The sequence below is a fragment of the Burkholderia ambifaria AMMD genome (genome assembly GCF_000203915.1).
Classification (GTDB): domain Bacteria; phylum Pseudomonadota; class Gammaproteobacteria; order Burkholderiales; family Burkholderiaceae; genus Burkholderia; species Burkholderia ambifaria.
On sequence record NC_008390.1, the window covers coordinates 2,040,599 to 2,066,958 of the forward strand.

At 62.9% G+C, this 26,360-nt stretch carries 33 protein-coding genes; 7 read left to right on the plus strand and 26 right to left on the minus strand.

Annotated features, from left to right (window positions below; all coding sequences use genetic code 11):
- Positions 1-54: 54 nt before the first annotated feature.
- From BAMB_RS09335 to BAMB_RS09375, 9 genes are all read right to left on the minus strand, one after another.
- Positions 55-357 carry a phage tail assembly protein gene (locus BAMB_RS09335; protein WP_011657111.1) on the minus strand — a complete coding sequence of 101 codons (303 nt, stop codon included), beginning with the start codon at positions 355-357 and terminating at the stop codon, positions 55-57.
- Positions 358-454: 97 nt separating this feature from the next.
- Complete coding sequence (locus BAMB_RS09340; protein ID WP_011657112.1) at positions 455-958, minus strand: phage major tail tube protein; 504 nt, start codon at positions 956-958, stop codon at positions 455-457.
- 10 nt (positions 959-968) lie between these two features.
- Positions 969-2,138 carry a phage tail sheath subtilisin-like domain-containing protein gene (locus tag BAMB_RS09345; RefSeq protein WP_011657113.1) on the minus strand — a complete coding sequence of 390 codons (1,170 nt, stop codon included), beginning with the start codon at positions 2,136-2,138 and terminating at the stop codon, positions 969-971.
- 79 nt (positions 2,139-2,217) lie between these two features.
- A complete protein-coding gene (locus BAMB_RS09350) occupies positions 2,218-2,979 on the minus strand; it encodes a tail fiber assembly protein (protein ID WP_011657114.1) in 762 nt (253 codons plus the stop codon).
- A 13-nt stretch (positions 2,980-2,992) separates the two neighbouring features.
- A complete protein-coding gene (locus tag BAMB_RS09355; RefSeq protein WP_011657115.1) occupies positions 2,993-5,200 on the minus strand; it encodes a phage tail protein in 2,208 nt (735 codons plus the stop codon).
- Entirely contained in the window at positions 5,188-5,766 is a 579-nt protein-coding gene (locus tag BAMB_RS09360) for a phage tail protein I (protein WP_011657116.1), read from the minus strand. The genes BAMB_RS09355 and BAMB_RS09360 overlap by 13 nt, the downstream gene beginning before the upstream one ends.
- Positions 5,756-6,652 carry a baseplate assembly protein gene (locus BAMB_RS09365; protein WP_011657117.1) on the minus strand — a complete coding sequence of 299 codons (897 nt, stop codon included), beginning with the start codon at positions 6,650-6,652 and terminating at the stop codon, positions 5,756-5,758. The genes BAMB_RS09360 and BAMB_RS09365 overlap by 11 nt, the downstream gene beginning before the upstream one ends.
- Positions 6,649-6,966: a GPW/gp25 family protein gene (locus BAMB_RS09370; RefSeq protein ID WP_041491366.1), complete on the minus strand. Its 318-nt coding sequence runs from the start codon at positions 6,964-6,966 to the stop codon at positions 6,649-6,651. The genes BAMB_RS09365 and BAMB_RS09370 overlap by 4 nt, the downstream gene beginning before the upstream one ends.
- Positions 6,967-6,983: 17 nt before the next feature.
- A complete protein-coding gene (locus BAMB_RS09375) occupies positions 6,984-7,184 on the minus strand; it encodes a hypothetical protein (RefSeq protein ID WP_011657119.1) in 201 nt (66 codons plus the stop codon).
- 90 nt (positions 7,185-7,274) lie between these two features.
- On the opposite strand from BAMB_RS09375, the gene BAMB_RS09380 reads away from it, so the two are divergent.
- Positions 7,275-8,111, plus strand: coding sequence for a hypothetical protein (locus BAMB_RS09380; RefSeq protein ID WP_127456331.1), 837 nt, complete (start codon positions 7,275-7,277; stop codon positions 8,109-8,111).
- Here the strand turns inward: BAMB_RS09380 and BAMB_RS09385 are convergent.
- From BAMB_RS09385 to BAMB_RS09435, 12 genes are all read right to left on the minus strand, one after another.
- The gene (locus BAMB_RS09385) at positions 8,095-8,775 is read right to left on the minus strand and encodes a phage baseplate assembly protein V (protein WP_011657121.1); all 681 of its coding nucleotides are present in this window, start codon (positions 8,773-8,775) and stop codon (positions 8,095-8,097) included. The two genes, BAMB_RS09380 and BAMB_RS09385, sit on opposite strands and share 17 nt — an antisense overlap.
- 3 nt (positions 8,776-8,778) lie before the next feature.
- Positions 8,779-9,303: a hypothetical protein gene (locus tag BAMB_RS09390; protein WP_011657122.1), complete on the minus strand. Its 525-nt coding sequence runs from the start codon at positions 9,301-9,303 to the stop codon at positions 8,779-8,781.
- Positions 9,293-9,823, minus strand: coding sequence for a phage tail protein (locus tag BAMB_RS09395; protein WP_011657123.1), 531 nt, complete (start codon positions 9,821-9,823; stop codon positions 9,293-9,295). Before BAMB_RS09395 ends, BAMB_RS09390 begins: the two co-directional genes overlap by 11 nt.
- Before the next feature lie 2 nt (positions 9,824-9,825).
- The gene (locus tag BAMB_RS09400) at positions 9,826-10,116 is read right to left on the minus strand and encodes a head-tail joining protein (protein WP_011657124.1); all 291 of its coding nucleotides are present in this window, start codon (positions 10,114-10,116) and stop codon (positions 9,826-9,828) included.
- A 1-nt stretch (position 10,117) separates the two neighbouring features.
- Entirely contained in the window at positions 10,118-11,113 is a 996-nt protein-coding gene (locus BAMB_RS09405) for a major capsid protein (protein WP_011657125.1), read from the minus strand.
- Positions 11,114-11,197: 84 nt separating this feature from the next.
- Complete coding sequence (locus BAMB_RS09410) at positions 11,198-11,542, minus strand: head decoration protein (RefSeq protein WP_011657126.1); 345 nt, start codon at positions 11,540-11,542, stop codon at positions 11,198-11,200.
- 30 nt (positions 11,543-11,572) lie between these two features.
- A complete protein-coding gene (locus tag BAMB_RS09415) occupies positions 11,573-12,658 on the minus strand; it encodes a head maturation protease, ClpP-related (RefSeq protein ID WP_011657127.1) in 1,086 nt (361 codons plus the stop codon).
- A 1-nt stretch (position 12,659) separates the two neighbouring features.
- Positions 12,660-14,147, minus strand: a complete 1,488-nt coding sequence (locus BAMB_RS09420; protein ID WP_011657128.1) for a phage portal protein — start codon at positions 14,145-14,147, stop codon at positions 12,660-12,662.
- Complete coding sequence (locus BAMB_RS09425; protein WP_011657129.1) at positions 14,144-14,350, minus strand: phage head-tail joining protein; 207 nt, start codon at positions 14,348-14,350, stop codon at positions 14,144-14,146. Before BAMB_RS09425 ends, BAMB_RS09420 begins: the two co-directional genes overlap by 4 nt.
- Before the next feature lie 9 nt (positions 14,351-14,359).
- The gene (locus tag BAMB_RS09430; RefSeq protein WP_011657130.1) at positions 14,360-16,348 is read right to left on the minus strand and encodes a phage terminase large subunit family protein; all 1,989 of its coding nucleotides are present in this window, start codon (positions 16,346-16,348) and stop codon (positions 14,360-14,362) included.
- Positions 16,311-16,880 (minus strand): helix-turn-helix domain-containing protein, encoded by a 570-nt coding sequence (locus BAMB_RS35850; RefSeq protein ID WP_175783424.1) that lies wholly within the window; start codon positions 16,878-16,880, stop codon positions 16,311-16,313. Before BAMB_RS35850 ends, BAMB_RS09430 begins: the two co-directional genes overlap by 38 nt.
- Before the next feature lie 92 nt (positions 16,881-16,972).
- A complete protein-coding gene (locus BAMB_RS09435) occupies positions 16,973-17,167 on the minus strand; it encodes a hypothetical protein (RefSeq protein WP_041491196.1) in 195 nt (64 codons plus the stop codon).
- Between the two features lie 316 nt (positions 17,168-17,483).
- Here BAMB_RS09435 and BAMB_RS09440 point away from each other — a divergent pair, with 316 nt between their 5' ends.
- Positions 17,484-17,738 (plus strand): hypothetical protein, encoded by a 255-nt coding sequence (locus BAMB_RS09440; RefSeq protein ID WP_041491197.1) that lies wholly within the window; start codon positions 17,484-17,486, stop codon positions 17,736-17,738.
- A 244-nt stretch (positions 17,739-17,982) separates the two neighbouring features.
- Here BAMB_RS09440 and BAMB_RS09445 read toward each other — a convergent pair whose 3' ends face one another.
- The 5 genes from BAMB_RS09445 to BAMB_RS09460 all read right to left on the minus strand — a co-directional run bounded on the left by BAMB_RS09445 (position 17,983) and on the right by BAMB_RS09460 (position 22,660).
- The gene (locus BAMB_RS09445) at positions 17,983-18,756 is read right to left on the minus strand and encodes a zinc finger-like domain-containing protein (RefSeq protein WP_041491198.1); all 774 of its coding nucleotides are present in this window, start codon (positions 18,754-18,756) and stop codon (positions 17,983-17,985) included.
- A 222-nt stretch (positions 18,757-18,978) separates the two neighbouring features.
- Positions 18,979-21,486, minus strand: a complete 2,508-nt coding sequence (locus BAMB_RS09450) for a virulence-associated E family protein (RefSeq protein WP_011657133.1) — start codon at positions 21,484-21,486, stop codon at positions 18,979-18,981.
- A gap of 75 nt (positions 21,487-21,561) precedes the next feature.
- Positions 21,562-21,735, minus strand: coding sequence for a hypothetical protein (locus BAMB_RS35275; RefSeq protein ID WP_166488179.1), 174 nt, complete (start codon positions 21,733-21,735; stop codon positions 21,562-21,564).
- Positions 21,736-21,747: 12 nt separating this feature from the next.
- Positions 21,748-22,131 (minus strand): hypothetical protein, encoded by a 384-nt coding sequence (locus BAMB_RS09455; RefSeq protein WP_011657134.1) that lies wholly within the window; start codon positions 22,129-22,131, stop codon positions 21,748-21,750.
- Entirely contained in the window at positions 22,118-22,660 is a 543-nt protein-coding gene (locus tag BAMB_RS09460; protein WP_085963129.1) for a phage regulatory CII family protein, read from the minus strand. The genes BAMB_RS09455 and BAMB_RS09460 overlap by 14 nt, the downstream gene beginning before the upstream one ends.
- A gap of 388 nt (positions 22,661-23,048) precedes the next feature.
- Between BAMB_RS09460 and BAMB_RS09465 the strand changes: the two genes are divergently transcribed.
- The 5 genes from BAMB_RS09465 (at position 23,049) to BAMB_RS36165 (ending at position 26,341) form a co-directional block, all read left to right on the plus strand.
- Positions 23,049-23,480 (plus strand): transcriptional regulator, encoded by a 432-nt coding sequence (locus BAMB_RS09465; RefSeq protein WP_011657136.1) that lies wholly within the window; start codon positions 23,049-23,051, stop codon positions 23,478-23,480.
- A gap of 456 nt (positions 23,481-23,936) precedes the next feature.
- Positions 23,937-24,155 (plus strand): hypothetical protein, encoded by a 219-nt coding sequence (locus tag BAMB_RS09475; RefSeq protein ID WP_041491200.1) that lies wholly within the window; start codon positions 23,937-23,939, stop codon positions 24,153-24,155.
- Positions 24,156-24,204: 49 nt separating this feature from the next.
- On the plus strand, positions 24,205-24,567 hold the full coding sequence (locus BAMB_RS09480) for a hypothetical protein (RefSeq protein WP_011657137.1): 363 nt from the start codon (positions 24,205-24,207) through the stop codon (positions 24,565-24,567).
- Positions 24,567-26,165 carry a ParB/RepB/Spo0J family partition protein gene (locus BAMB_RS09485; protein ID WP_011657138.1) on the plus strand — a complete coding sequence of 533 codons (1,599 nt, stop codon included), beginning with the start codon at positions 24,567-24,569 and terminating at the stop codon, positions 26,163-26,165. Before BAMB_RS09480 ends, BAMB_RS09485 begins: the two co-directional genes overlap by 1 nt.
- A complete protein-coding gene (locus tag BAMB_RS36165; RefSeq protein ID WP_321572864.1) occupies positions 26,162-26,341 on the plus strand; it encodes a hypothetical protein in 180 nt (59 codons plus the stop codon). Before BAMB_RS09485 ends, BAMB_RS36165 begins: the two co-directional genes overlap by 4 nt.
- The last annotated feature ends 19 nt before the right edge of the window (positions 26,342-26,360 follow it).

Genomic DNA, 26,360 nt, shown 5'->3' on the forward strand with positions numbered 1-26,360 from the left:
CAGAGCATGTCGTCGACCGTCATCTCGTCGATCGACGTCGGCGACATGCCGTATTCACGCACCAGCCGATTCGCCAGCGCCTTGAGCGTCTTTCGGTCCAGCTTTGCGTACGCGTCGAAAGGAGTAGTACGCGTCCTGCACGCGTTCGTAGTCGGCCATATCCATCGCGTCGAGATCGGTAGGTGCGACTTCGGCGAGCGACGCGAACAGGATCAGCTCCTGTTCCTCCGCATCGTTCGGTGCAAGCTTTTGCGCACCGCGCATGTCGCGCACCTTCGGCCGGCGCATCGTGAAGGTGTCGCACTCAACGCCGTTGAGATTGATCGGATAGTCGAGCTTGATCGTGACCTGTTCCATTGCGATTCCTGAAATGAAAAATGGCGAGCCGTCGGCTCGCCATTGATTGAACAAAGTAGCTTTGCAACGTGTTCGTCGAATGACCGGCACGTTGCACTTACATGCCGAGCCCCTTACGGACTTCCGCGAGCTGATCGACGCCGTTGATCACGCGCTTGCACGCGAAAATGTCGATCTCGTGCACGATCACACCCGCGACCTCCAGCTTGTAGTAGTCGCACGACACGCTGAATTTCGCCTCGACCTTGTCGCCGGGCTTCCAGTCGCCCGGATCGACTTCATACAGCATGCCGCGCAGATAGACGGCGGCATTCTTCGTCTTGCCGCTACGGTCCATGAACACCGCGCGGAACACGCCGTTGAAAGCGCCTTGATCCACCAGTCCGAAAAAGCGCAGCACCTCGTACTCCATCGTCGCCATCGCGAACGACGCGTCGAGCGGCTCCATGCCCTGATCGACCTTGACTGCCGCGTCCATCCCGCCCGCGCGAAAATCGTCCGTCTTGATCTTCAGCTTCGGTGGCGTCATGCTCGTCGCGCGCCCCGCGTAGCTCCGTCCATCCACGAACGTGTTGCAGTTGTATAGCGTTTCCGGAATCATCGCCCCTCCCTTAGATCTGGTTGTCGAGCACTTCGGTCAGCCACTGATTCGTGACCTCGAAGCGGAAAATCGGGTTTTCGGCCGGCGGGACATCCGTGAATCGGATATTCCAATACACCTTGCCGTCTTCGAGCTGGCTCGCCGTGTTCAACTCCGGATCCGGGTAGACCTCGAAATTGATTAGGGCGCCCTGACGCTTCAGGTCGCGCATGAACGCCTGCAACCCTTCGGTCACGTCACTGACGTACGTCGCCGTGATGCCGCGGTCAACCGCCCACTTGTGCCCGGCCTGCACCGCGTCCATCACGATGTCGAGCGTGCGCACCCGCGTGACGAACTTCCACTTCGGATCGGCCGACAGGGTGCGGTTCCCCCACAGGCGGAACCCGCCGTCGCGAATGATCGTCGTGACGTTCGCGTTGTTGAGCAGATTCGCGCGACACGTCTCGTCGCCGTCGAGGTATTCGATCGGTCGTGCCGTGCCCGTGATCTCCACGATCTCCTTGTTCGACGGCGATGCCCAGAACCCGATCTTCGCGTCGGTCTGGCAGAAGAGACCCGCCGCATACGACGACGCCGACATCGCGATCTCACCGTTCGTCGCGTTGTCCCATGCCTTCGCACCGGGGTCGACCATGTACAGGCGCTTGCTGCCGAAGTTCTTCGCGTACGCGATCGCGGCCTCGTCGTCGGTGTTCGGACCATCGATCACGGCGACGGCACGCAGCTTGCCGGCGAGCGAATCGGCCGCCGTTGCGACCGGCTGCTTCGACGTGTGGCCCGGGGCAATGAGCAAACGCGGCTGCGCGTTGTAGCGCGACTTTGCGTCGAGCAAAGCCTGCATGCCGGTGCGCGCACCACCCGCCGAAACGCCACCGATGATTGCCGACGTGAGCTGCGCGGCGTCCGCCGCCGCCGGCACACCAACCGCGATTACCACCGCGCTGCTCTGCGCGTAAATCGCACGGGCCGCGCGTGCAATCGCGCTTTTTTCACCGAACGCCTGCACGGCTTCGCGATAGCTCGTGAGCTGCACGGGCACATTCGGTTGCGCCAGATCGGCGCCGGGCGTGTAGGTATCGGTCATGCCAACGATCGACGACGACGGCACCGCGATCGTGCGCGGGCCGCTTTCGACGATCGCCGTCGTGATGCCGTGAAAAAATGAAGTCGCTGCCATGCGGATCTCCAGAAATGAAAAAAGCCGCTCGATTGAGCGGCTTAAGAAAACGGGACGGCGCGTTATCGCGCCGGGAAAGTTACTTTGTGTCGATCTCAACGTCCGGCGCGGTATCGCTCACGCTTGCGCTGTCGGCGGGCGTCGTAGTTGCAGCATCGGTGGCCATTTCGTCCTCACCATCAGCGCGGGCAGCCTCCTCTTCCTGCCGAGCAGCTTCCTCGGCTTCGCGAGCGGCTTTCTCCGCCCGTTCGGCCTCGACCGTGGCCAGCACGACGGCCGGATCAGGTTCGTCAGGCCACACGATGTCATTCGGGAAGGTAGGCAGATCCACCACGCGCACAAGTGCGACCTGATACGCGGCCCATGCGTCAAACATCGCCTCCTCGACGTCGGACAGCAGGCCCGCTGCTCGCGCGTCCATCTTGCCGAGATTCTGCTGACGCGCTTTCTCCATTCGCGCGTAGAAATCCGACATCGCAGCGGCTCGCACTCGCTCGGCGACAATCGCCTCGTCGACGACCCACGCGCCATCTCGCCAGACGTACTCGTCGGAGGGGCGCGGCAATTCGGTGAGCCCTTCACCGTCCGGGCTGATACCTGCGACCGTGAGCTCGCCGGGTTCGCCCGTATCGGTTCGATACAGGCGCACGCCACGATAGTCAGGACGCAGCACCCACTTCCCATCAATCCAGAAGGGCCAGGAACGCGTCGGCACTTCGGGAAGCGGTGTGAGCGTGCAGAAGGCCGGAACGAGATATCGCTCCGCGCTCATGGGATCGCGCTCGGCGAGAAAGCTCACCACGTAGCGCCCCGTCAGGTTGTCGTACTGATTGCAAAGCATGTTCTACCTCGATTTAGTAAGCGCGGATCATGACGAGCAGCGCAACGTTTCGCGGGCGACTCTCGTTGCCGCCATCCGCCCCGATACTGATCGTGTGCGAGTGCGCACCGGCCCCGCCGATTCCGACGTTGTGCCCGTGGGCCCCGTCACCGTTAATCGAAATGCCCGTTCCGCTGCCCGTGGTGCGCTTATCCCCTCGGCCACCGCCGTTCAGGTTTATTTCGCCGATGTAGCCGCCGCCAGACGCGACCGGAATGCCGTGGTCATGCCCAGGATCATTGATGCTGTGACCGTGCCATCCTTGCGAATCTGTCCATGCGCCGTGAGAGTGGTCGCCAACAGCAGCGGCAGACGCACCGTGCGCGTGCAAGCGGTTCAAGCTGTCCTGCCAGCTCCCGATCTGGCGCTGCGCATCCGTACCGCGCGCATCATCCCAACAGCGGATAAACTCGCCGCGAAGGTCCGGCAGTCGGAACGTCGTGTTGCCGTCTCCACTGGAAAAGCAACCGTGACGGCCCTTACCCCAATCAGCGTCTGCGACCAGCGCACCGCTGCCCTGCGCGTACGCCCACAGCAGCGGATAGTCGGCCCGCTTCAGCTCGGTGCCGTTCAGCTTCAGAAAACCAGCACGCGGCGCAGTTCGAGCCTCCCAAACGATCTGCCCGATCTGCACGTCGGCGACCGCTGCCGCAAACCATGCCGACGTGATCAACTTGTTCGAGTTGTCGCCGGCCGGCGGCGACACGGCCGTGACCATGCCCCCGACCTGCAATTGCGTAGAACCGTCGTCGCCCACCTTCCCGACCACGACGCGGCCACCCTGCGGCATCAATTGCAACGTGCCGAGCGCATAGGTCGAACCACGGGTCACGTTAATTGCGGCTTGCGAGTTGGTGTACGTGTCGTTGACCGTGCGAACAGCGAATGAGCCGTCTGCACCCTGGATCACTTCCCACGTCTTTTGATCAGTCGGTGCACCTTCCCGCGTCAGTTGAATCGACGTCTGCCCGGCACCACCCCCGTTCGATGCGACGAGTGCGCCCGACGAGTTGCTACTCTTGAGCGAACCCTTGTTCTGGAATGACGAACGTCCGTCATCCCACGCGCCCGCGGACAGCACGCGTCCGGTGTTCGGGACCAGTTCAAGCGTCTTGATCGACGTGCTCAGATTGGCGCGCGTGATGCGCACGGCGGGGATGCCGATCGTCCAGTCGTCATCGACCGCACGGATGCTCATGCTGTCGGTGTTCGACTGGATGTCCCACAGCTTCATGTCCTTGTCGGCGCCTGCAGCCTTCAGGACGATATCGCCGCCGGTATTGGCCCCAAGCGTGACGCCGGAGCCGTAATCCTTCGCCTTGCCGGCACCGCCGCCGAAATAGCCGACGCCCGCGGATTCCACGTTGCCGGCGAAGCGGGCGTAACCGCCGAAGATCGTGCCACAACCAGTACCGTCGATACGAACAGCGCCGGTATCGAGCGACCACGCGAACGGCCGATAATCGTTGTACGTGCCGTTCGGATCCCCCTTGTTCGTCGACAGCAGCCACGCGCTCTTGTTGTCATTGCGCAGCATCACGCCGTAGTCGGTGCCCACCGCACGAAACTGACCACCTGCTCCATTCGCGTCATACCCGGAGCTGCGGATTCCACCGATCACGCCAACCGAGCCTTGTACGCGCACGGTGTCCTGACCATTATCCCCAGCCCCGCCGATCAACCATCGGCCTTCCGGGGTGATACGGCCACGTTCCGTCCCACCCGCAATCAGCGAGAGCCATCCTGCAGCGCCAAGCGTCAGGTTGTTGCTGAGCATGACAACGTAGGGAACACCTTGCGCGCCGAGTTGGACATGTCCGTCTCCTGGAGAAAACATGCCAGAGTCCGGGTCGCCGTCAAACGCAAATCCAGCGTTGTTCGTGTTGTTCGGCGTCATTGCGCCGACCTTGCCAAGCAACTTCCCCTTCATCGCGTCGCCCGATCGCGCGACCTTGTCGGTGCCGAGATCAGCGACCCGCTTGTCCATCGCATCCGCCCGATTACCGAGCCCGGTAATAGCCTTGTCGGCCGCGTCCGCACGATCTTTCAGGTAGCGGGTGCGATTGCCAAGTTGCTTGAGTGCGATGTTGTCGACGCCGTCCGGGCCGCCCTGCACGGGATCCGACGTCTCGAACTGACGAATCCCCGGCTCCCACTTACTCTCTTCCTTCAAATCGGCCATGTTCCGATTACCCCTCGCGTATATTGACCGTTGCGCGTCGCGACGCCGTTGTGCCGGATCGCAACCTCAGAAAAATCGAGCCATGCCAGCAAGCTGCGAGCCGGCGCGTAGCGCTCGATGGCACGCTTCAGGTTTTCACCTTGGTCTCGCGTCACGGGCTGCTTCAGCGTGACGATGTACTCGGCCCACGCGGAGGAGCCACCGTACAGATACCGGCCGTTGCGTTTGACCGAACCGTCACGCCGCTTGACCTGTCGCCCTTCCTGAAGATCGACCTCGCCAAAGCCGAGCCGCCGCACGATCTCGCGAATCGCCCATGGCGTGCCCTTCTTCTGGTAGATCGCTAGCGACGACTTGATCAGCGCGCGGCGGGCGTCTTCGGACTCCGCCAGCTCCCATCCGTCGACCGCGAGCGACCATGCGAGCCACGGCAAGAACGCTGCCGGGCAGCGATCCGCATCCCACAGCGTGCGGATCACGTCCGGATCGACACTCGGGCGCAGGACCTGCGCAAGCGCCGCCTCGAGACTCGTCTGGTTGGTTGGCAGCAGTGCTTCAGTCGTCATCGGCCACCTTTGGATTGAGCACGATCGACGTGCAGCGCGCGAACTGATCAATCGCACACACGACGTCGGCTGCCGGTAACTTCAGGTCGACGCGCACCACACCCGACGCTTTCGGATGCAGCGCTCCGGTCACGGCCGAGCGCGGCATGCCAACGCGTAGCGCCTCCCCTGCCGCCACCGCGATATCGAGATCCTGCCGTCGCGCGGCAAGCACGACGCCCGGATCCGGCCCGCGCCCGATGTACACGTCGGCGACGATCGCGTAATTGACGGGCCGAGCCGCGACCACCAGCAGCGAGTCGTTCAGCGGTCGACGGTCTTCCGGCGAAAGTGCGCGGCGCACTGTGTCGAGCAGTGCCGCGCTCGCCACGCCACCGTTCGAATACGACTTCACGACCACGCGCACCACACCGGCCTCGGGCCGATCGACGCGCACGTCCGCGACATCCGGCGATGCGTCCATCGCGAGGGACCGGTACGCGCCGAACGGACCTGCCGTCGACGAGCGCTCGATGCCCATCTGTGTACGCAATCGCAAGCGCTCGTCGCGCTCACGTGTTGCAGGAACTGGCGGATGCGCCTCGGGGTCGCCGGGGTCGACCGTCTCGCGCTGCAAATTCCAGAGCACCGCGAGGTGTTCGAGATCCGCCCCTGTCGAGTAGGCCAGCAACACCGCACGCCCTGCATCGTTCACACGCGCGCGAAACCGAACTTCATCGTATGCCGCCAGCTCAATCAATTTCACGACCGGATCGGATTCGAGCGCTGCTGTCCAATCAGGATAGATGCTCTTGAAGTGCTGCAGCTTGTACTGATACGCGGCCTCGAAATCGAGCGTCTCGACGAGATCCGGCGGATCGAGTGCCGACAGATCGATCACTGTCATATCGTCACCTCGAATACAACATCGTCGCCGTCGTAACGCCCGGCGATCCGAAAAGTTACTTTGCCGTCGACGACCGACAGCGCCTGGACACGATCGAGCGCAATGCGCGGCTCCCATCGACCGATCGCACGCGCCGCTTCCGCCTGCGCGGCCGATATCCAGCCGCGCGTGATCGGCAGGTCGACCATCAGCGGCAGATCGGAACCGTAATCAGGCCGCTCGCGGCGCGTGCCCTTGCGCGTGCTCAGAATGTCCCCAATGCTCTGGACGAGATGGTCGACACCACCGATCAGCCGGCCCGTGCGACGGCACATTCCGACCAGCGCGACCACTACTGCACCTTCGTCGGCACGCGCTTGAAGCACCCGCGCGATTCGAGATACGCGATGTGCTCCGGCTGCGTGACTTGCGTCTTGCCCGCCAGCACGACGACGTGCGAGCCGTCCGGAAACACAATCACGCGACTGCGGAACTCGGTATCGATGAAGGTGACAGTTGCCGTCGCCTGTACTTGCTGTGCGTCTTTCGCCATAAACGCCCCCACAAATGAAAAACCCCGCACAAGGCGGGGCAAAGTTACTTTTGTTTAGAATTGCCATGCACATCCGCACGGAGCCACAGCATGAGTACGCAGCGACGAACGACAATTAAGCGGCATACGATGAAGCCTTCACCAAGCAACTCAATTTCTCGTAGATTTGGTGCAGTGCTCTCGGCGATTTGGCCGTATATCAACGCATTCCTAAAGCATCAATTTGTGCTCGTCGCAGTAGGATTCGTCCTTACCGGTCTACTCGCGACGCACCTGACCGAGAAGATTAATGACGACCGCCGACAGCGAGAAGCGACAATCCACGACTACGATCAACTCCGGTCCTCTATCGATGACCTGCTCTCATCGTTCGAACTATATGCAGCAGCGTCCAAACATGCGATGCTCGCACTCCAATCTGACCCGGCCGAGCCGATTCGGCTTCAAGCGTACAAGGACTATCTGGCTGCCTATGCCACTTGGGTTCAGCGCCACTCGTTTGACTACGTCTCTATTAACCAACGCTTCATACACGGCGACACCGCGAGCACGATCAACAAAATTGGCAGCCTGATGAAGCTTGGGACGGAGCAGTTGGACAACTGCTTCCAGTCGTACTTCAACAAGGCGGTAACACCTCGGGATAATGAGCGCATCGACCTTTCCTGCGGGGTTGAACCGCCTCAGTTGCCGTTTACCATCGGATCGAGATTGATATCGCTGCGCCAATGCATGGATTCGTTCGCGAGAGACATCAGGCTCCATCCTCTCTTCGATCTGAAAGGCGACGATGCGCGAAATGCCGTAACAGCAATTCGACTCGACGGAATCGATGCTGTATGTTCGCCAGAACGATTGGTAGGTCTCAAAATGCCGCTGCGCGACCTACCGCGCAAGGTTCAACCAAGTCCTAAACGGGAGGGCTAACCAGCTCGCCGTCGCCCTGCTCGCGGTGTTTGTGCTTGCTGACCGACTTACCGGCCGCGACAACGTCGTCGGTAAACTCAGCGCCGCCCGCGACCCTCACCGCAACGCCGCCACCTTCGCCCGACTTGCCCTGCATACCGCCGTTGAACGTCAGCAAGCGCTCGGTCGTCGTATTGCCGGTGAACGTCGAATCGGGCACGTCGGCGAGCAGCTTCTCGCTACGCAGCATCGCGCCGTCCGCTTTCAGCTCGAACTCGGTTTCGCCGATGCGAAATACGATCCGACCGCCTACCGGCACCGACAGTACGTATTCGTGGCTCGCATGGTTGTACTGTTCGAATGCGCCGTCCGGGTAATCGGTCGCCGTCTCGTCCGGACTCGACCGGCCTGACCCGCCGTGCTGCTCCGTGTAGTAACCGGGCGCTACGAACGCGCCCGCGAGATCGCCAGACGGTGCCCACAGCGCGACCTCTTCGTCGACAGACGGCGGACGCCACTGCCGGACCTTGCCGGCCGCACCCGCCTGCCATTTGAGCCAATCGCTGACCCAATCGCCGATGCGCACCTTCACGCGCGGCGGATCGTATGTGACCGCCTCAACCACCGCCGACTGCGTCAGGCACGCCATGCGGCGATCCATCTCGCCAAGCTCGAAATCGCTCACATGTCACCCCGCTCCGTGATCCGCCGCATTACAGTAACGATCTTCGTGCCCCGGCCCAGTATCGGGATCAACGCCCCACAACACCGTGCGACCCTTCGCCGGCGGCTCGAATTCGTCGCCCAGGTCGAATTCATGTTCCCATTCGACGAGCCAGACGAGATACGTATCGAGCTCCGGGCGAAACGGATCCTCGCCCGCCGAGCCGACCTGCCTGCCGGGCGTCACGGGCAAATCCCACGTCGTACCGTGCACCGCCTGCAGCACACGCGCGGACAGCTCGCGCACCAGCAGCTCGGCACCGGGCACGATCGGGTCGACGATCACACGCGCCTGCAATCGGCCTACCAGCGGCACGCGGCCCGTTCCGTCGTCGTGCCCCGGCTCCAGCTCCGACAGTTCGATTGCGATAAACGGCGTCTCGATCGCCTTGCCGATCTTCGGATACGCGTGAATGCGCTCGAGATCCGGCAGCTTCGCGCGCAGGCCGAACTCGACGCCGTCGTGCAATTGCTTCAGGTTATCGAGCACGGTTTATCGCCTTCTGCAGTTCATAGTTGACCTCCTGCCGTAGCACCGTCATCAGTCGGGCCCCACATGTCTGCGCCGCCCGGCGAAACGCCGGATCGCCGGTCTGCGACCATTCGACCTTGACGACCTCGAACGGGGTGCGCGCCTTGCCGATGCGCCGATAGATCGGCCCGTCCGGCTGCCGGTTCCTCTTGCGCCATGCGCTCTCGAACAGCGTTTTGCCGGCCCGCATCCCCTTCTTCGTGCGCCGGACAGAGCCGAGCCGGTGCGCCTCGATCGGGTTCAACCCAAGCCATACCTTGCCCGTATCGGCCGATCGCATGAAGAAATACATCCGTTGCCGCAGCAGCTTCTGCTGGATCCCCGTCGCGTTGCCGACCTCCTTCGCGGTCTGGTTTCGGATCCACGCGCCCGTCTTGCGCAGCGTGCGCCGCCATGCCGCCTGCATCGCTGCAGGCGGTAGACCCGCGAGTGCTTCGAGCGCCCCCTTCACGTCGATCTCAACCTTCAGCAGATCCATCGTCACCTCAGAATCAGGATCGTCCAGCCCGTGCCATCGGGATGCAGCTCGAACACGCGGTAACGCCCGCTCGGCGTCACGACAATGCTGCCCTCGGTGACGTCGACTGCGTCGGCGTCGGTGATATGCAGGACAGGCGCCACGAGCTGCGTGCGCTGCGTTCCAAGATCCGGACCCAGCCACGGCGACGTGAACATCCCGTCGACGGGCCGACCGTCGATCGTGATATCCACGTCGCCGAGATCGCGCAGCACTGCAGCGTCGACGTCCGCGATCAGATCCCGGAACGCCATGTCACGCCTTCAGCTTGACGATCGCCTTCGGGCGCGTGCACAGGTGCACCGGGTTCGACTGCGCCTCGATGTCCACACCCTTGCCGAATTGCGCCAGTTCCTGCTTCGCGTAATACGGCAGACCCGTCGTGTTGACGGCCTCGACATAGTCGGCCGGCGCGAAGCGCGTGACAAACAGCTCCGGCACGCCTTCGGGCACCGCATATGCTTCGTCGTCGGCAACATAGCCGATGTCGCCGACGCGACCGCGATAGCGCTCGAACGTGCAACCGCCGAAGTCGAGCGCCTCGCGCGCATCGCCGCGCAGAGACGCGGCCATCGCGGTCGCGAGATACGTCTCCTTCACCGTCTTCGCGACGATCAGCTTGTTCCAGAACGCCCGGCCGCAAAGCACGCGCACACCGGTGTATGTCGTCGCACCCAGCGCATCCTCGATCGCGTCCTGCACCTCGAGGCACTTCACGCGGATCTCGGTGTCCGCCTTGCCCAGCTCGAACGGAATCACCGTCTGCTCGATGCCGAAGTACTGGAGCAGATCGATCAGCACCGTCTTGCCGTCGGCGTCGAGCACCGCACCCTTGATCGCGCCGATACGGTGGAACTCGTGCGTCGCGTCGAGCTGGCGGCGCAGCTTGGCGAGCCGCCGGTTCACGACCGTCTGCAGCGCCTCCAGCTCCGTTTCGGAACCGAACGCGCGGAGATTCTGGATCTCGTCGGCCTTCACGAACGCCCGCTGCGGCAGGTGCACGGTGTTGAACGGGATCATGGTGCGCTTGCTGCCGACCACGATCGCCGACGGCGAGCCGCGCTCGCCTGCCGAAACCAGCGACAGCGTGTCACCGTCGCGCTCGATCTGGATCGTCGTCGTGGTGATGCCGTCCTCTTCGAACAGACCGAGTGCGCCGACGCGGCCGGGTACGTGCGGCTGCTCGTTGATCGCGGCCGTGAGCGACGACAGCGAGAACGCGTCATCTTGAAACAGGGCGATGTCCGCCATACAACCTCCAACAGGGAAATGGATACAAAAAAGGCCACGCGCGGTGCGTGGCCTTGGATGGGCTTCAGGTAGCGTGCGCTGCGATCAGCGAACGATCACGTGGCGCTCGGCGAGATCGGTGCGGCCGGCGGCATCCAGACCGGTCAGGCGCGCGGCGGCGATTTCGGCGAGCCGCACGATGCCCGTCGCCGAACGCGGTGCCTCGGACGCCGGCAACGGCGCGTACAGCACCGCTGCAGCAACCTCCGACCCGTCGTTCGCCGCGTTGTCGTACGGCGCATACTCGCCGGTGCTCGTCACGCCGAGCACCTGGCCGGACGGCAGCGCCGGTCCCGCCTTAACGATGATGTGTTCGCGCGAAATCTGCCCGTTGCCCTCCGACACCAGAAATTCCGCCGTCTGGCTGCCCTGTACCTTCACATTCGACATGAGTGTTCCCCTCCTCGGGTATCGTCAAAGTTACTTGCCGCTCTTGCGAGCCGCGTAGATGGACGCCGCGCGCGGCGCGTTCGCGACCACGGCCGGCTCGTTTTGCGCCGTCGATTGAGCGCGGGGATTGATGCGCGATTGCGACGCCGTCACGCGCTCGAACAGTCGCGCGCGTACGTGATCGGGGGTCAGCCCGTCGGCGACGAACTGCGCGGTCAGCTCCGGCACATTCGCCGCAAGGCAGATCCCGGCGATGTCCGCGGCCTGCTGAAGCGCCGCGTCAACGGTTGCCCGATCCTTCAGGCCGGTCGCCGTCACGATCGCCTCGACGCAATGCGACAGGCGCGCGTCACGGCATGCCGCGAACACGTGCGATGCGAGCGCCGACACGTCGGGCGCTGGCGGCACCGGCTGCGGATCGGGATTGGGTTCGGGCGGTGTATTGGGTTGCGTGTCAGGCTGCGGCGGGTCGGTCGGCTCCGTCTCGTCGACCAGCGCCCGCACGACATCGGGCACCGCCGAAAAGCGCGCGAGCAGCGCCGTCGAGCTGGCCGACGCCGACAGCTTCACTGCCGCCTCGATCGTGTCGCAGAAACCCTTCTCCTTTGCCTGCGCGGCCGTGAGCCACGTCTCGGCGTCCATCATGCCCCGGATCTCGTCGATCGACTGACCGCTCTTGGCCGCGTACGCCGCGAGAATCCCGTCGCCTGCGTTATCGAGCAGGTCGGCAATACGTCGCAGGTCTTTCGCCTCGCCCGCCGTCACCGTGTGCGCGTTGTGGATCATCAGCAGCGCGTTCTCCGGCATCACGATCTCGTCGCCGGCCATCGCAATCAGCGATGCGGCCGATGCCGCGACGCCGTCGACGCGCACCTTCACCTTGCCAGCGTGCCGGCGCAGTGCGTTGTAGATCGCGAACGCATCGAACACGTCGCCACCCATCGAGTTGATCGCCACCACGATCGTGGAAGCGTTGGCCGCTGCCGCATCGAGCTGGGTCACGAAGGTCTGCGCGTCCGTGCCCCAAAAGCCGATCTCGTTATAGATCCGGATCTCGACCTCGCCGGCCGCGTTCGCCTGCGCCCGGATATCCCACCACTTATGATTGCGTTTCATCTCACTCCCCATTCGTATGCGCGAGCGGATCGGCGTCGTCCGTCGCATGCGTGTCGTACTGCAACCCCAACCGTTGCGCGCGCTGCTGATCAGCGGCGTTCTCGTCGTCGACCTGCTCCGGATCCTCGCCCTTCGCCAGAATCGCGCCGGTGCGGCTCGTCAGGCCCGCGCGAATCTCCGCGCGCTTGGCCGACACGTCCTGCACCGGGTGGATATACGGCCAGCCCTGCGGCACCCACCGCACCCGCACGTATTCGCGCCGGGCGCGGTGATAGTTCGGCATCGACAACGCGCCGGACAGCGCGCACGCGTCTACCCACCAGCGCCAGATTCGCCGGCAGAACTGGTGGATGAACACGTTCTGCTGCAGCTGCTCGATCGAGCGTCGGAACTCGTTGAGCAACACGCGCAGCACGCGGTCGCTGACGTCGCGCAGATCACCCGTCAGCACTTCGTACGGCATGCCGACCGACGCGGCTGCCGCCATCAGCTGCTGGCGCATGAACGGCGCGTAATCGGCCCCGGCACCGGGTGGCGTTGCGAACTTCACGTCTTCGCCGGGCGCCAGTTCCTGCATCGCGCCCGGCTCCAGCGACACGACCGGCGAAAAGCCGTCAACGTCGAACTCGATCGGCGCACCGGAAACGGGATCGCCGAGCGGGCCGACCTCCGCCTGTGGTTTCACGATGAACCCGGCAAAGAGGTTGCTCACCTCCTGACGGAACAGCACCGCGTCGTCGAAGTTGTCGAGCGAATGCAGCCGCAGCAGCACCGTCGACAGCTCGGGCACACCGCGCACCTGACCGGGCCGCAGCCCGTGGAAGACGTGCGCGATCTCGTCGGCCGGTACGCGCACCGTCTGCGTCGCGTCACCGGCAAAGCGGTTGTACTCACCCGGATGGCGGCGCAGCAGGTGATACGCGACGCGCTCGCCGTCTTCGTTGAACTCGACGCCGTTGATGATCTCCCCGCCTGGAATCGGCTCGTTCTTCGTGACTGGCAACAGGTCGCCTTCGAGCAGCTGGATCTGCATCGGCACTGCCAGCCCGGCATGCGGCGGACGCAGGCGGCGGCGCACCAGCACCTCGCCGTCGCTGAAGAACGCCCGCGCGGCGAGCGTCTGCAAGCCGTACAGGTCGTGCACACCATCCGCATCCAGCTCGCCCGAGCTGTCGTCCCAAAGTTGCTTTTGTTCGCGGCGCACGTCCGCGTCCGGATGCTGCGGATGCGCCTGAATACCCGTGCCGATCGTGTTCGACACCAGCCGCGCGATTGCGGTCTTCGCCCATGGGTCATTACGGATCGCGTCACGGGCGCGGTGGCGCATCAGCGGCAGGTTCTGCACGACCGATGCGTTCGGTCCCGCGCTCGACGCCTGCCATGACTTCGCCCGCGCCCCGCGCGTGCCAGCCGATTCGTACGCCGCCGCGTTCAGGCGCGTGGGCACGACAAAGCCGCGCTGCGCGAGAACCGGATATGCGCGGCTCATCGCACCCCCTTGCCGGCGTGCCGCAAGCGAATCAGCCGCGAGCGGCCGGTCGCGCCATCCAGCGCCCGGATGATCTCGGTCTGCGCGTCACGCAGTTCGGCGATCGACCGGTAGCGCACCTTGCGATCCGCGTACTGGACCTCCAGCTCGCCCTTCGCGATTGCCGACTGGATGCGCTGCAGGTCCGCCATCGTGTATGCCATGTGTTTCTCCTAGCGGCGCTTCAGGTACGTCGAGCGAGCGACACGCCGGCCCTGAATGCGCGAAACCCCGCTCGGTGGCGGGGTTTCGGGTGGTTTAGCGACCGGCTGAACCGGCTCGATCGGTGGCGGTGGATCGGCATCCGTCTGCACGGTCGGCAGTGTCTCGACCGGCAATGCAGACGGTAGCGATTCCAATATCGGAACAGCATCGAACAGAGAAACCTGCGAGATGCGCACCTGTTCGACGCGCCAATGCGCTTCGGTCATCAGGTGGGTTTTGGCGCTGCGTGCCGCGTGCAGCGCATAGACTTCGCAGTCGAGCGCTTCGTTACGGGCGCTGGCCTTCTTCTGCCAGACACGCTTGGTGCCGATCCGGCCCGGCACCTTGACCTCGGCTGTCACCTGCGCGAGATAGTCGGAACGCACGCCCACATACCAGTGCATGCGCCCCGGCCCATCGCCATCGAGCTTCAGCCGGTTGTCGAGGATCAGGTCTTTCGCCTTGCTGACCCCGACCATGTACGGGCGCAGGCCGTATTTCGCGGCCTTGCTGTTGTTGCGCGTCGAATCGACCGACGCCTTCGGTACGCTGAAAATCTCCGAGTTGGCCTCGGTGCTGCCCTTGATCGCCAGCACGTTCAGCCCTACCCGCTGCGCAGCACGCACATATTTGTATACCGCGTCCGATGTCGAGCCGTCCGACGAATCGATCGATGTCGCGCGAACACGCAATACGCCGCCGCTTTCGTGCCGGTAGCCGTGCGTCACCAGCGCGGTCAACGCGCCCCATACGCCGCCCGACAGCGGGTCGGCTTCCTGATGCAGCACGTTGCCGTGAATCTCGTCCCACGCAACGAGCCAGCTTTCCTCACCACGTCCCCACGCGCGCAGGATGATTGCGAGCCGGTCGTGCTGCACGTCGACACCGAGCGTCAGCAACAGACCGCCGGCCGGCACCATGAATGCCGCGTACGGCATCGCACGCGCGGCCAGCACGTCCAGCTCCGGCAGGTCGCTCTTGTACTTGTACGGCCGACCCTGCGAGTTGTTCACGAACGCACGCATTTTCGTGTCGTCGCCCTCGCGCAGCGCCTTCTCGGCCGTCAGCCACTTCTTGACCAGCTCCGCCATGCGCGAGCCGGGGAACGGCGATACCAACTCGTTCAGACGAAAGCCCGCGACGCCGTGAAACGGCGCCGTCGCAACCCATCGCCCATGCCGGACCGCACACACACGCGCCGAGTCGTCCCACAACGAGCCGCAGTGCGGGCACGTATAGCGTGCCGAGTCCGGCCGTGCCCGGCCGAACACCTCATGTGCGACTTCGGCGTCCTCGCTCCAGGTCACGTTCTCCCACGCCAGCTCATGCTCCTCGCCGCAATCGGGGCACGGCACCAGATAGATGCGTTGATCCGAAGTCAGATACGCTTGCTGGATGCGCGAGAAGCCGTCAACGGTGGGCGTGCCACCGAAAATTACCTTGCGGCGGCTGTCCGAATAGCTCTTGTTGCGTTCCTCCAGCAGCGTGATCGAATCGCCCTGATCGCGCACGTTCGTGTTCGCATCGTCCGGCTCCTCGACCGCGACGACCGGGGCCGGCGTCGACTTCACATCGTCCGGCGCGTTCGACGTAATGAACTTCAGGAACCCGCGCGGGAACGTCTTGTGATCCCACAGGTTGTTCTTGTCGCGCGCAGCATGCACCGGCAATTTTGCCGACAGGCGAGGCGTCACCTCGACCATCGGTTCGAACTTCTCGAGATTGAACTTCTTCGCCGACTTCTCTTTCGCAAACATGACGATCATCGGACACGGATCGACGTCGATCCGCTTGCCGATGTAGTTCAGCAGCACACCATCCGTCCACGCGACCTGCGCCGATTTCATGCACACGATCTTTTGCACGGTCGGATCGTCGAGCGCGTCATGCATGCCGAACACCCACGGCGTGATGTTCGGGTTATAGCGGCCCGGCGTCGCCGTCGCTTTCGCGCTCATCCTGCGATGCTTGCGCGCCCACTCCGTCGTCCCGATCCGCTCGGGCGGACGGAGAAGCTTCGCAATCCGGCGAATCACCGCCCGGACTGTCTGCGTCGTATTCAGAAAGCTGCTGAAGGCATCCATACATGTGCTCGTTCAACCATTCGACGTCGACCTCGACGCCGTACAGGGTGCGTAGCTCCTGCACCAGTTTGTCGGGCAGCGCCAGCAATTCCGTTTGAAATGCGCCGACCATCTGGCCGTACGCCTGTTCGAGCTGCGCCGCATTGACCAGTTGGCCTTTCTTCTCGGCCAACGTCAGCAGCTTGATTTCGCGATCGACGCGCTCGGTCATCGCGCGTTCGGCGACGAGATCGATCCCGGTCTCGCTTGCGCGGCCGGCAGCCGATTCTCGCAAGTGGCGAAGATACGCAACGCGGATTTCATCAAGCGACGCCGTCCGATAGTCGATATTGAGACGGTCGACAAGGCGCGATACCGTCGAGCGCTCCAGATCGAGGTGATCAGCGATTTGTTGCTGAGTCAGCATGTGAATGTGCCCCCCTATAGGAATTCGACAGTAGAGAAAAAACGCGGGTGCGAGCCCCCGCGTATGGCGATGCCCGTAGGGTCCCCGCCTGCTCAAAAAGTAGGCAGACCCACACCGATCGCGACATCGACGCTCGCGCCGTCGCCCGCCCGGTCCATCGCCCACACGACACGGTCCATCGCGTCGTCAAACACGAAGCACCGCGCGGTAACGCGCCCCATGCTTCGATCTTCATCCCACGTCGACCAGACCTCGCTCGGCCCGGCGCTCGTCGACTCGATTCGCATTTCAGCGCCCCAATACAAAAAGCCCTGAGGGCTTTCGCACTCAGGGCTTTGGAATTCATTTTGTCAGGGCAACAGCCCTGACACGCGATTATCGTCGCTCCAGTTGTGGCGTTTCAGTAATTCTGTATCACGACAGTATCGGGCGATTTGGCCGCGTCCACACGTTTCCCCGGAACCCGTGCCATCCGTCACGTTCCGCGCCGCATAACCAACGGCATATTTCCGATTCGCCGTCACTCAATTAACTTGCAACTGGTCGCATGTGCATCAACGCGCATTCCGACTTGTCAATATTTGACCAACTTGAGGAACCACCATGCCACGGATCAAACTCGATATCACAGACGGCGACGACAAAGAAAACTTCAAAGCAGCGACCATCGCCAATTGCCGATGGGGTGACAACGGTGAAAAGGTCGGCACTGCACTAGACATAGCTGTCGGCACATACACCATCACCATCACGAAAGTTAAAGGTGCGACGGCCACCGGGTCCATTGAGATCAGGGAAACCGATTCTCTCATCGAACTGACGGTGGACAAGACTGGCTGCAACTTCGACATCTCGTGATTTGCACAACAAGCAAAAGCCCTGAGGGCTTGCGCACTCAGGGCTTCGATATTCATTTCGTAAGGGCGAACGCCCTCCCAACAGATCCCGACTGACAGTTATCGTTGTTGGTCGCGGCGCTCCCGCGATTCAGTACGCCTGTCGGGCAATTGTTGCGACACGAGTGTGCGGTCGCTCACGTATCCAGTGACGCGGTAAAGGATGTGCAAAGTTTACGCGATCCGCTCTTGAAATGGAATACGTTTCATCCTCGCAATTGACGACGCAATGTGTCGTACACCGATCCATCTACCGTATCCAACAGCGCGAGCATGTCGTGAAAGCGCCACGACCAGTTCCGCCGATACTCGTCGAGCGATACGCCGAGCGCGTGCGCCCGGCCAGCGTCGTCGACCTGCCGCTTGCCGGTACCGAAACAGTCCGGGCAAATGTGCCGGCCCTTCGCATCCGGAGCGGGCGACGCCGCGATCCGCCCCATCCCACCGCAGTCCTCGCATGGTTCGTATTCCCGAAAGACGAGCGGCCCGTTACGCCCTTCGAAGAACGGGATACGTTCCTCCGACACGCACACCTTCCCACTTCCTCCGCATACATCACACGTGTGCGTTGACGTCGTGACGGCACGCGTGCGGCGCACGACGCCACGCCCCTCGCACTCGACACACTGGTCGTTCACCCACTCGTCCAGCAACCGCAGGGCGAACCGCTCGACGATGTCGACCTTCGATCGCTCGACAGCATGCCCCGCACGTTGATCGCGACGCTCGTCGCGCGAGAGGCCCGTGAACCGTGCACGCTTGAATCGACCCGACGTCCGGATCATCTGCGCCAACAGCAACGTTGCACGTCGAATCATCGCAGGCGTCGGCAGCGGCCCGGCCTTGATTCGGGCTAGCGCGCTACCGAGATCGTTCGCAAAGGCGAGCGCGCCCAAAGTAACTTTAGGATCGGCAATCGGGTCGGTGAACTGACCACGAACGCTCATCGCAACGCCCACCCGCTCTTTCAAATCGATCATCACTCTCTCCTATTCGTCCTAATGTCCCAATGTCCCAAGTGAGAAGGCTTGCAGGGGTGCGCGCCTGCGACATGCGCGACATGCGCCGCTCACGTCGCGCATGTCGCGCCCCTGCACCCGCGCCCGAGACCGCGCCTTGGGACATTGGGACATGGGACGTCGACAGCGCGCCAAGACGGGGCAAGCGGCGCGCCTACCGTGCAGGCACAGCGCGCCACGTCATCACAGCGGACTGTCGTCATCACCCGCTGCGACCAGTTCACGTTCCACTTCCGGCTCTTGCTGCTCGCTCACGTAATACCAACCGCGCGACCCTGTCGACTCGCGCTTGCGTACCCACCCGAGCGACTTCAACGCCTTGCCGATGCGGCGCTGCTCCGCCAGCGTCCACTTCGACGTATCGAGCTTCAGGATGTCCGCGAGGATCTCTTCCATCGTCGTGCGCGACACGAATTCCAGGGCCTTTGCGATCTTGTCCTCGTACACGTCGCCTTCGTAGCGCTCCGCCTGCTCGATCTCGAACAGCGGGCGTTCATGCTCTTCCACGTGCCACACGACGCCCGTGCGGTACAGGTGCACGGCTTCGGCCCAAAGCTGATCACGCACGGCCACGATGCCGTCGATATCGACCAGACCACCGACACGCAGCGGCCAGTAGCGTCGGTTGCCCGACTCGTCCTTCAGGTACGTATCGAAGTTGACCGAGCCAGCGAAGACGCACTGACGCGGGACGTCGGTCGCACGCTTACCGTAGAAGTTGCGGAACCGGTCGACGGCCGTCGCGAAGAAGCTTTTCACTGCCGACGAGTCGGCCTTGTTCAACGAGTCCAGTTCGGCGAGTTCGATCACCCACTTACCGGCCAGCACCGCGTACGTGTCTTTGTTGCCAATCTGGATCGGCGTATCGGTGAACCACGGAGCGCCGGCCAGCACCTTCAGCGCTGTCGATTTGCGATGCCCCTGCTTGCCTTCGAGGATCAAGACGTTGTCCACCTTGCAGCCCGGCTCCATCACGCGAGCGACGGCCGCGATCATCCATTTCATGAACGCGAGCTGTACATACTCGCTGTCAGCCACGCGCAGGTATGTCGACGGCATCGAACGGACACGCGGTACGCCGTCCCATTTCAGCCCTTCAAGGTATTCGCGCACGTCATGGAAGTGTGTAGCGTCCGCCACCAACAGGACCGCGTTCATCACGATATCGGTACGCACCGAGAGGCCGTACCGCTGCGACAACCAGAGCGCGCAGCGCTGATCGTCCATGTCGGTCCATTCACCTGTCACGCCTTGCGGGAACGGCGGCGCCTTGCGCTTCATCACGCGTCCACCGAAGTCGTCCTGCTCGATGACGCCCTGCCATGCCTTGTGGTTCGACAGGATCATGTGCACGTTGCCGAGCGTCGGCAGCAGCGTGCCCTTGTCCGAACGCGCCAGATCCTGCTCCCACGTGTGCGCGCCGTTCTCTGCCTCACGGCCATCCCATTCCGGCTGTTTCGCGGCAGCGGACGTCGCGGCGGGCTTCGTCGGCGTCTCGTCCGCGGTCGACACTGCAACCGTTGCCGGCCGGATCTCTTCGTTCGCTGGGGCGATGACGCGCAAGATTGCCGCCTGCAGCTGTGCCTCGACAGCCTCGAAGCCCTCTTCGACGTGCAGGTCGTTGAAATCGGTCAGCTTGCGCTCGCCGCGATTAGCGAATACCGGATAGATAACGCTGACGTCGTCGACTGTCGCTGCCGCCTCATACGCGCGCTTCAGGCCCGTGTTCTCGAAGCGCTTGCGACGCAGCGGCATAACGTCGTTGCCATAGCTGACCTCGACATACGGCACGCCGTTGTCGTCACGACGGCGTGACACGGCAACCATGTACCACGTGTTCTTCGCTTCTATCCGCACCGGGTCTGCACCAAACACCAGTTCGCCCCGGAAAGCAAACTCATCGGCGAGCCAGTCGCGCATGCGCTGCTCGATCTTCCAGTCGTCGTCGGCGCAGACCAGCACATGCACATCCGGATACGTCATACGCAGGTAGCGCACGGCCGGAAGGATGCCACCCGCGTCAAAACAGATATTGACCGCGAACGCGTCGTCGATCGCCATGCGGATCGCACGCGCGGTTGCATAGCCTTCGGCGACCAGCACGACCTGGTCATCTGGACCGACCTCACCGAGCAGATACGAAGCGCCCTTCTTCTCCATGCCCTTGTTGAAGCGCTTCGCGCCGTCCGGCGTGATCTTTTGCAGGCCGACGAGACGGGCGCCGTCGCCGTACTGATACATCGGCACGAAGATCGTGCCGTCCGCGTCGAAACGTACGCCTTCTGCCGTGATGTGTTTGCGGTCGAGATAGGCGGACTCGCCATGCTCTGCAGCACGGTTCCACTGGTCGCGTGCACGGTTCGCGGCGAGCTTCGCCTGCCGTGCGTCGCGCTCGACCTGTTCGCGGTCGGCAGCCTCTTGCCGGCGACGCGTTTCCGCGAGCGCTTCTTCGCTCAACGGTGCGCCGCCCCACTCGAATCGCTCGGTGCCCGGATCGTCGCCCGAGAAGTGGCCGAACGTACCGCCATAGCCGATCACTGAGCCCTTGCTGACGACCTCGCGAAGCTGATACCAGTATTTCTTGCGCGGCCCGTACCGATGATGTTTCCCGTCCGCGACCGGATGGCCGGCGGGTAGGTCAGGATGCCCCGCCGCACGCAATTGCTGAATGATCTGGTCCAGTGTCGCCATATAGAAAATCCCTCTGCAAAAAGTCACTTTGGCCGCGTGTCGCGGCCAGATCACGATTCGATAAGCGGCGGCCGGCTAAATCGCACGACGAGCCGCATCCAGCTCGACGAGCCGGCGGTCGCGTTCGACCTTGTGCGCAAAGCTGCGCCATACGCCTCGCCCGGCCGCATAGGACTGCCGCCCACTCGGCGAGCGGCTGTACTGCGATGCGCCGCGTCGCAACGCGCTACTGATTCCGTTCACGTTCATAGGGGTCTCCGGTTATTTGCCGCGTAGTCGACGCCATTCCGCCGACATGGAATCGTCGAACGCGGCAAGGTCCAGCGCGCAGAGACGATCAGTAAGCTGGTCGCGGAACGCGTGGCGTTCCGCCTTGGTTGCGAGCGCGGCGCATGCTCGCGCGGCGCGCTCGACGAACAAGCGCACGCTCCCCGCCGCGCTCGCTTCCGCGAGAATCGGAGCGAGACGATCGGGGAACGTGGCAATCAGTTCGGACAGCAGGCGCCCCGCTTCTGCAGGGGCGCCCTCGAATCGGGCTGCGAGCGTCGTTGCAGCGCACGCCAATTGCTGCTCGGGCGAGCAGCAGAGGCCGATCTGTTCACGCTCGGGCCGGCAGCACGCCATGCCGTGTTTAAACCGATCCATGACGACGACGACGACGTGCGGCGAGGTTGCGAGCAGCGTGAATCAAACGCTGGAACAGACGCTGGCCCTTGCGGCCGGTCGCGATGATCCGCTCCGCTTCGTGGTCGTCGATTCGCTGATCTGCCAAAGCACGTGTCACATCGTCAGCGACGAGACCGACGTGTGCCTGCAGGTGCAGCGCCGTTGAAACGAGACGCAGCGTGCCCGGCTCCCCGGACTCGTCAGCCGTGTGATCGTCAACCTGTTCCGCAACCAATCCGAACCGGGCATTCAGCGCGTGCAAAGCGTCGAGCGCATGTACCTCAGCCTCAGACTTTTCCTGCATCCACTCAACGAGCAGCTCGAACATCTCCATGGACAATCGGCTGTCACCGACGCCTCGCAAACGCAGGCGCAGAGATTCCGGCGTGATGTTCTTGCCGCGTCGGATCGTGAGGTAGTTCGCCGCGTCGGCGACGCCGCCGGGCGTGTTGCGAACGGACGTATAGAGGACGTCCAGCCATTCAGTGCTGTCGTATCGGCAGGTCATAGGTGGGATTTGGTAGACACTGGCTTTCATCCTGTCGCGCATTTGCGCGCGCAACTAAGATTCGGTCCATGAGTTGCGTAACAGCTGGGCAACGCAACTGCGCCGGCTTCACCTCGATTCGTCGTGTGAATCCAGAGACGCAAACAGATCGGGGCGTGCGAGCTTCAGGAACAATAGACGTGCGCGCGGAATGCCATTTCGGCGCCACTCCGATACGGATGGCATGCGAACTTCGCAAAGCTGAGCGGTGGCCGCCGTACCTCCGAAGGCGTCGATTACGGCACACGCGTACGGGTCTCGGTTCTGTAGCGTATTCATGCCGCAATGTTAGGCGCTCCTTACACAAAACGCAAGGCATTCCTAACGCCCAATCAGTTAGGCTTTCCTAATGACGACACTAGCCGAACGCCTGGAACAGGCAATGAAATTGCCGCCCGAAAAGAAGGCTGCGGATTTGGCGCGCGCTTGCCGCGTTCGCGCCCCGTCAGTCAGTGACTGGCTGAGTGGCAAAACAAAAAAGATGGAGGGGGCGAACCTGCTGCTCGCAGCGGAGTTCCTGAACGTCGATCCTTGGTGGCTTGCGACCGGCGAAGGGCAAATGATGCGTCGTGCCAATGCGCCGGCACCCCACAAACAGGAGACCTTGGGCGCGCACGCTCAGGCTCTTGTCGACGCGCTCGCCAAAGCGGACAGAGTCGGAATGCCGTCGAGCGCGTTCGTCGCCCTACTCGAGACACTTAAGGTGTTTGAAGATCTACGCGGCCAGCGACAGTCTGGAGATCTTCTTGATCTGAATGCCCCAGACCCGCAAGTGGAGTAAGGTTCCAGTCGAAGAGTGCGGCCCGATGATGCGTTGCGACTCGTCCTGACCGAATGCCGCGGCCTCTAATCGGGCCACCGAGAAGTTCCACATCCCAATCAAAATCTTTGGTGTCGTGCGGACCAATCACCCGCACCAGTACACCGATGCGCGACCGGTTCAGGCATCGACTGACAATCGCCACATCGCCCGGTTTGCAGCGCAATTCCCCTGTTGACATAGCCCCGTACCAACCTCCCCTCGGTAATATTTACGCATAGCACTGTATAAACATACAGTATTTCATCGGACGAATTCAAGACCTTTCAAAGACATTCTCCATTCCCGCTTCTACCGGTGAGTAGCGAGTGGGCGAATGTATCGAGCAAAAAGTTAGGCATTCCTATTGCAATACGAGGAAGGAATGCCTAACATACATCTCCATTGCTGCCGCCAGCGCAGTTTTCGGAGAAACCTATGAAACTGTTCGACCATCAATCGCATGCCCGCCATGAGTGGCTTCGCGAAGAACAACAGCATCGTGTCACGCCGTCCGAACCGGCCCGCCAAAGCAACTTTGAGAAGTCTGCGATCTTCCGGTGGACCGTTGTTGCCGCGCTGCTGTTCGTCGCCGTGAACGTGTTCCAAGACGATCCGGTTGTCGCACCGACGACCGCTTACCACGTCGCCGTCTAATCCGCCCCGACCGTGCCGGGGCATGCGCCCCGGCGTCATGGAGACCACCATGCCGCGAATCAAAGCCCGAACCCTTCCCCTCGTCGACGTCGAACGTCGAGACACCCTCTCGCTTCGTACCATTGCGCGTTACGACCGCAACGCGAAGCGCCCGACAACACCAATCCTCGTCGGCAAATACGTCGTCGGTCGCCGACCGCTGGCCGATAGCCTTCACACGCTTTACATGATCCTCGACGGGACAGAGATCGCGGGCACGCAAATCTCCATGCCGAGCGAAGGCGACTGCGCGAGCGCGGTCAAGCGCCTGCGTGACGCGAAGCGCGCAGCGGGCATCGAAGCATCAAACGCGATCCACAAAGCGAAGAAGCCTCGCAAGGCTCGCATTGCGGCGACGCGGGAGGTTGCGTAATGGACGACCGCACGCAACAGCTCGACCTGACCGCTCCGATCCCAACCGGAAACATCAAGGCCGCAGCCGCGGCGGCCGGCGCAACGTCGGCGGACCTGTGGATGGTCCCCTACGAACAGCTGCACTACGATCCGGCTGACAACATCCGGGCGGTTGATACCGAATGGGTTGCACACCTGGCCGCGCTGATGCGCGAGAACGGGTACGACAAGGGCTCGCCCCTCCATTGCTACGCCCGGAAGGTTGACGGTAAAGATCTGCTCTACGTTTACAAGGGGCAGCACCGCTATCTCGCGGCGGGACACGTGATCGCAACCGGGAAGGATCTGGGGAAGATCCCGGTCGTCGTCCGCGACGCCAAAAACGTGAACCGCGCCGAAATGGTGATCGACGGCTATCTCAGCAACGACAGCAAACGGTCGTCGCCGCTCGATTTGGCAGGCGTTGTCGCCGAGCTGCGCGACATTCACGGCATGACCCTCGCGGCCATCTGCAAGCGCCTGAATGTCACTGATCAAACAATCCGCGACGTCGGCCTGCTCGAACGGGCACCGGCTGAACTGCATCAGCTCGTACGCGACGGGCAATGCACCGGCACACTGGCGATCGAAGAGATCCGCCGGCATGGGGGTGAAAAGGCGCTCGAACGCATCGTTGTCGGGATCTCCAAAGCAGCGGAAGCCGGCAAGTCGAAGGTGACGAAGAAGTATCTCGAAGCCGTGCCCCTACTCGATCCGCTTCAGGACACGGCATCACTGGCAGAGCAGACAACATCCGCAAGCGCCACCGCTAGCCCCGAACCTGTCGCCACGTCGACGGCTGCAGACGTTACTGTCGAGACGCACGCGGCGGCACAAGCAGCCCCGCGCCACACGTCTCCCGCCAAGTTCAGCGAGAAGCAGTCAAAGCAACTTTTGCTGGCGCTGCAGGCTGTCTTGCGCGATGAAGGGTTCGGTAAGCTCGCGCCGGACACAATCCACGCTGTTCACACGGCGCTGTTGCCGATCAGCGATCTGCTTGATGCGAAGCCCGCCGGGAAAGTGTGGCCGGTCACGGAACCGGACGAGAGCGGCGGCTGCCAAGCCGTCGAGACCTTGCGCGGTCCCGAGCGAACCGGTCGGATCAAGGGGCCGCTCGCGCACATTCGCATCGCACAACCGAGACCGGGGGCATGGATTTACGCGATCGAGTACAACACCGGCACCAGCTTTGCGAGCGACCCTTTGAAGGTATCTCCGCAGACGCGCGCAGTGTGGACGCGCGTTCAGGCGATTCGTTCGGGCGCCGCGCGGCTCATCGAGACCATCAAGTCACCGATCCACGGGCAGACGAAGGTAGAGCAGGCGGCGTTTAAGAAGATTCTCGCGTGGGCGCACGAGATCATCGCTATGCCTGATCCCGATATGACTGTCGAATTCTCGGCAGCCACCGCCAAAGGCGAGCGCCCCGACCTGACGGACGTGTTAACGGCCATCGAGCACAAGCGGCGGATCAAGTCGAACACGGCGCTGCTGGCCGCTGCATTTCCGGCGCAGAAGGTAACGCCCGGTCTCGACCCTGCGTCGGCATGGGCGCTCCCGACTGGAGGTGCGAAATGACCCCGCGCCCGGCCCTTTCTACCCCACGTCCGCTGCCGCGAAAGCGGGAACACGCGAAGAAGCGCTCGGCCATTGCACTGGCGAGCGTCAACGGCAATTCGATGCAGTCGAACAGCGGCGGGCTGCCGCCCGCAAAAGCAATCCAGAACGATGAAGCGCCGCTCACGCGGCGCTAACCAATCCGGACGAACGAAG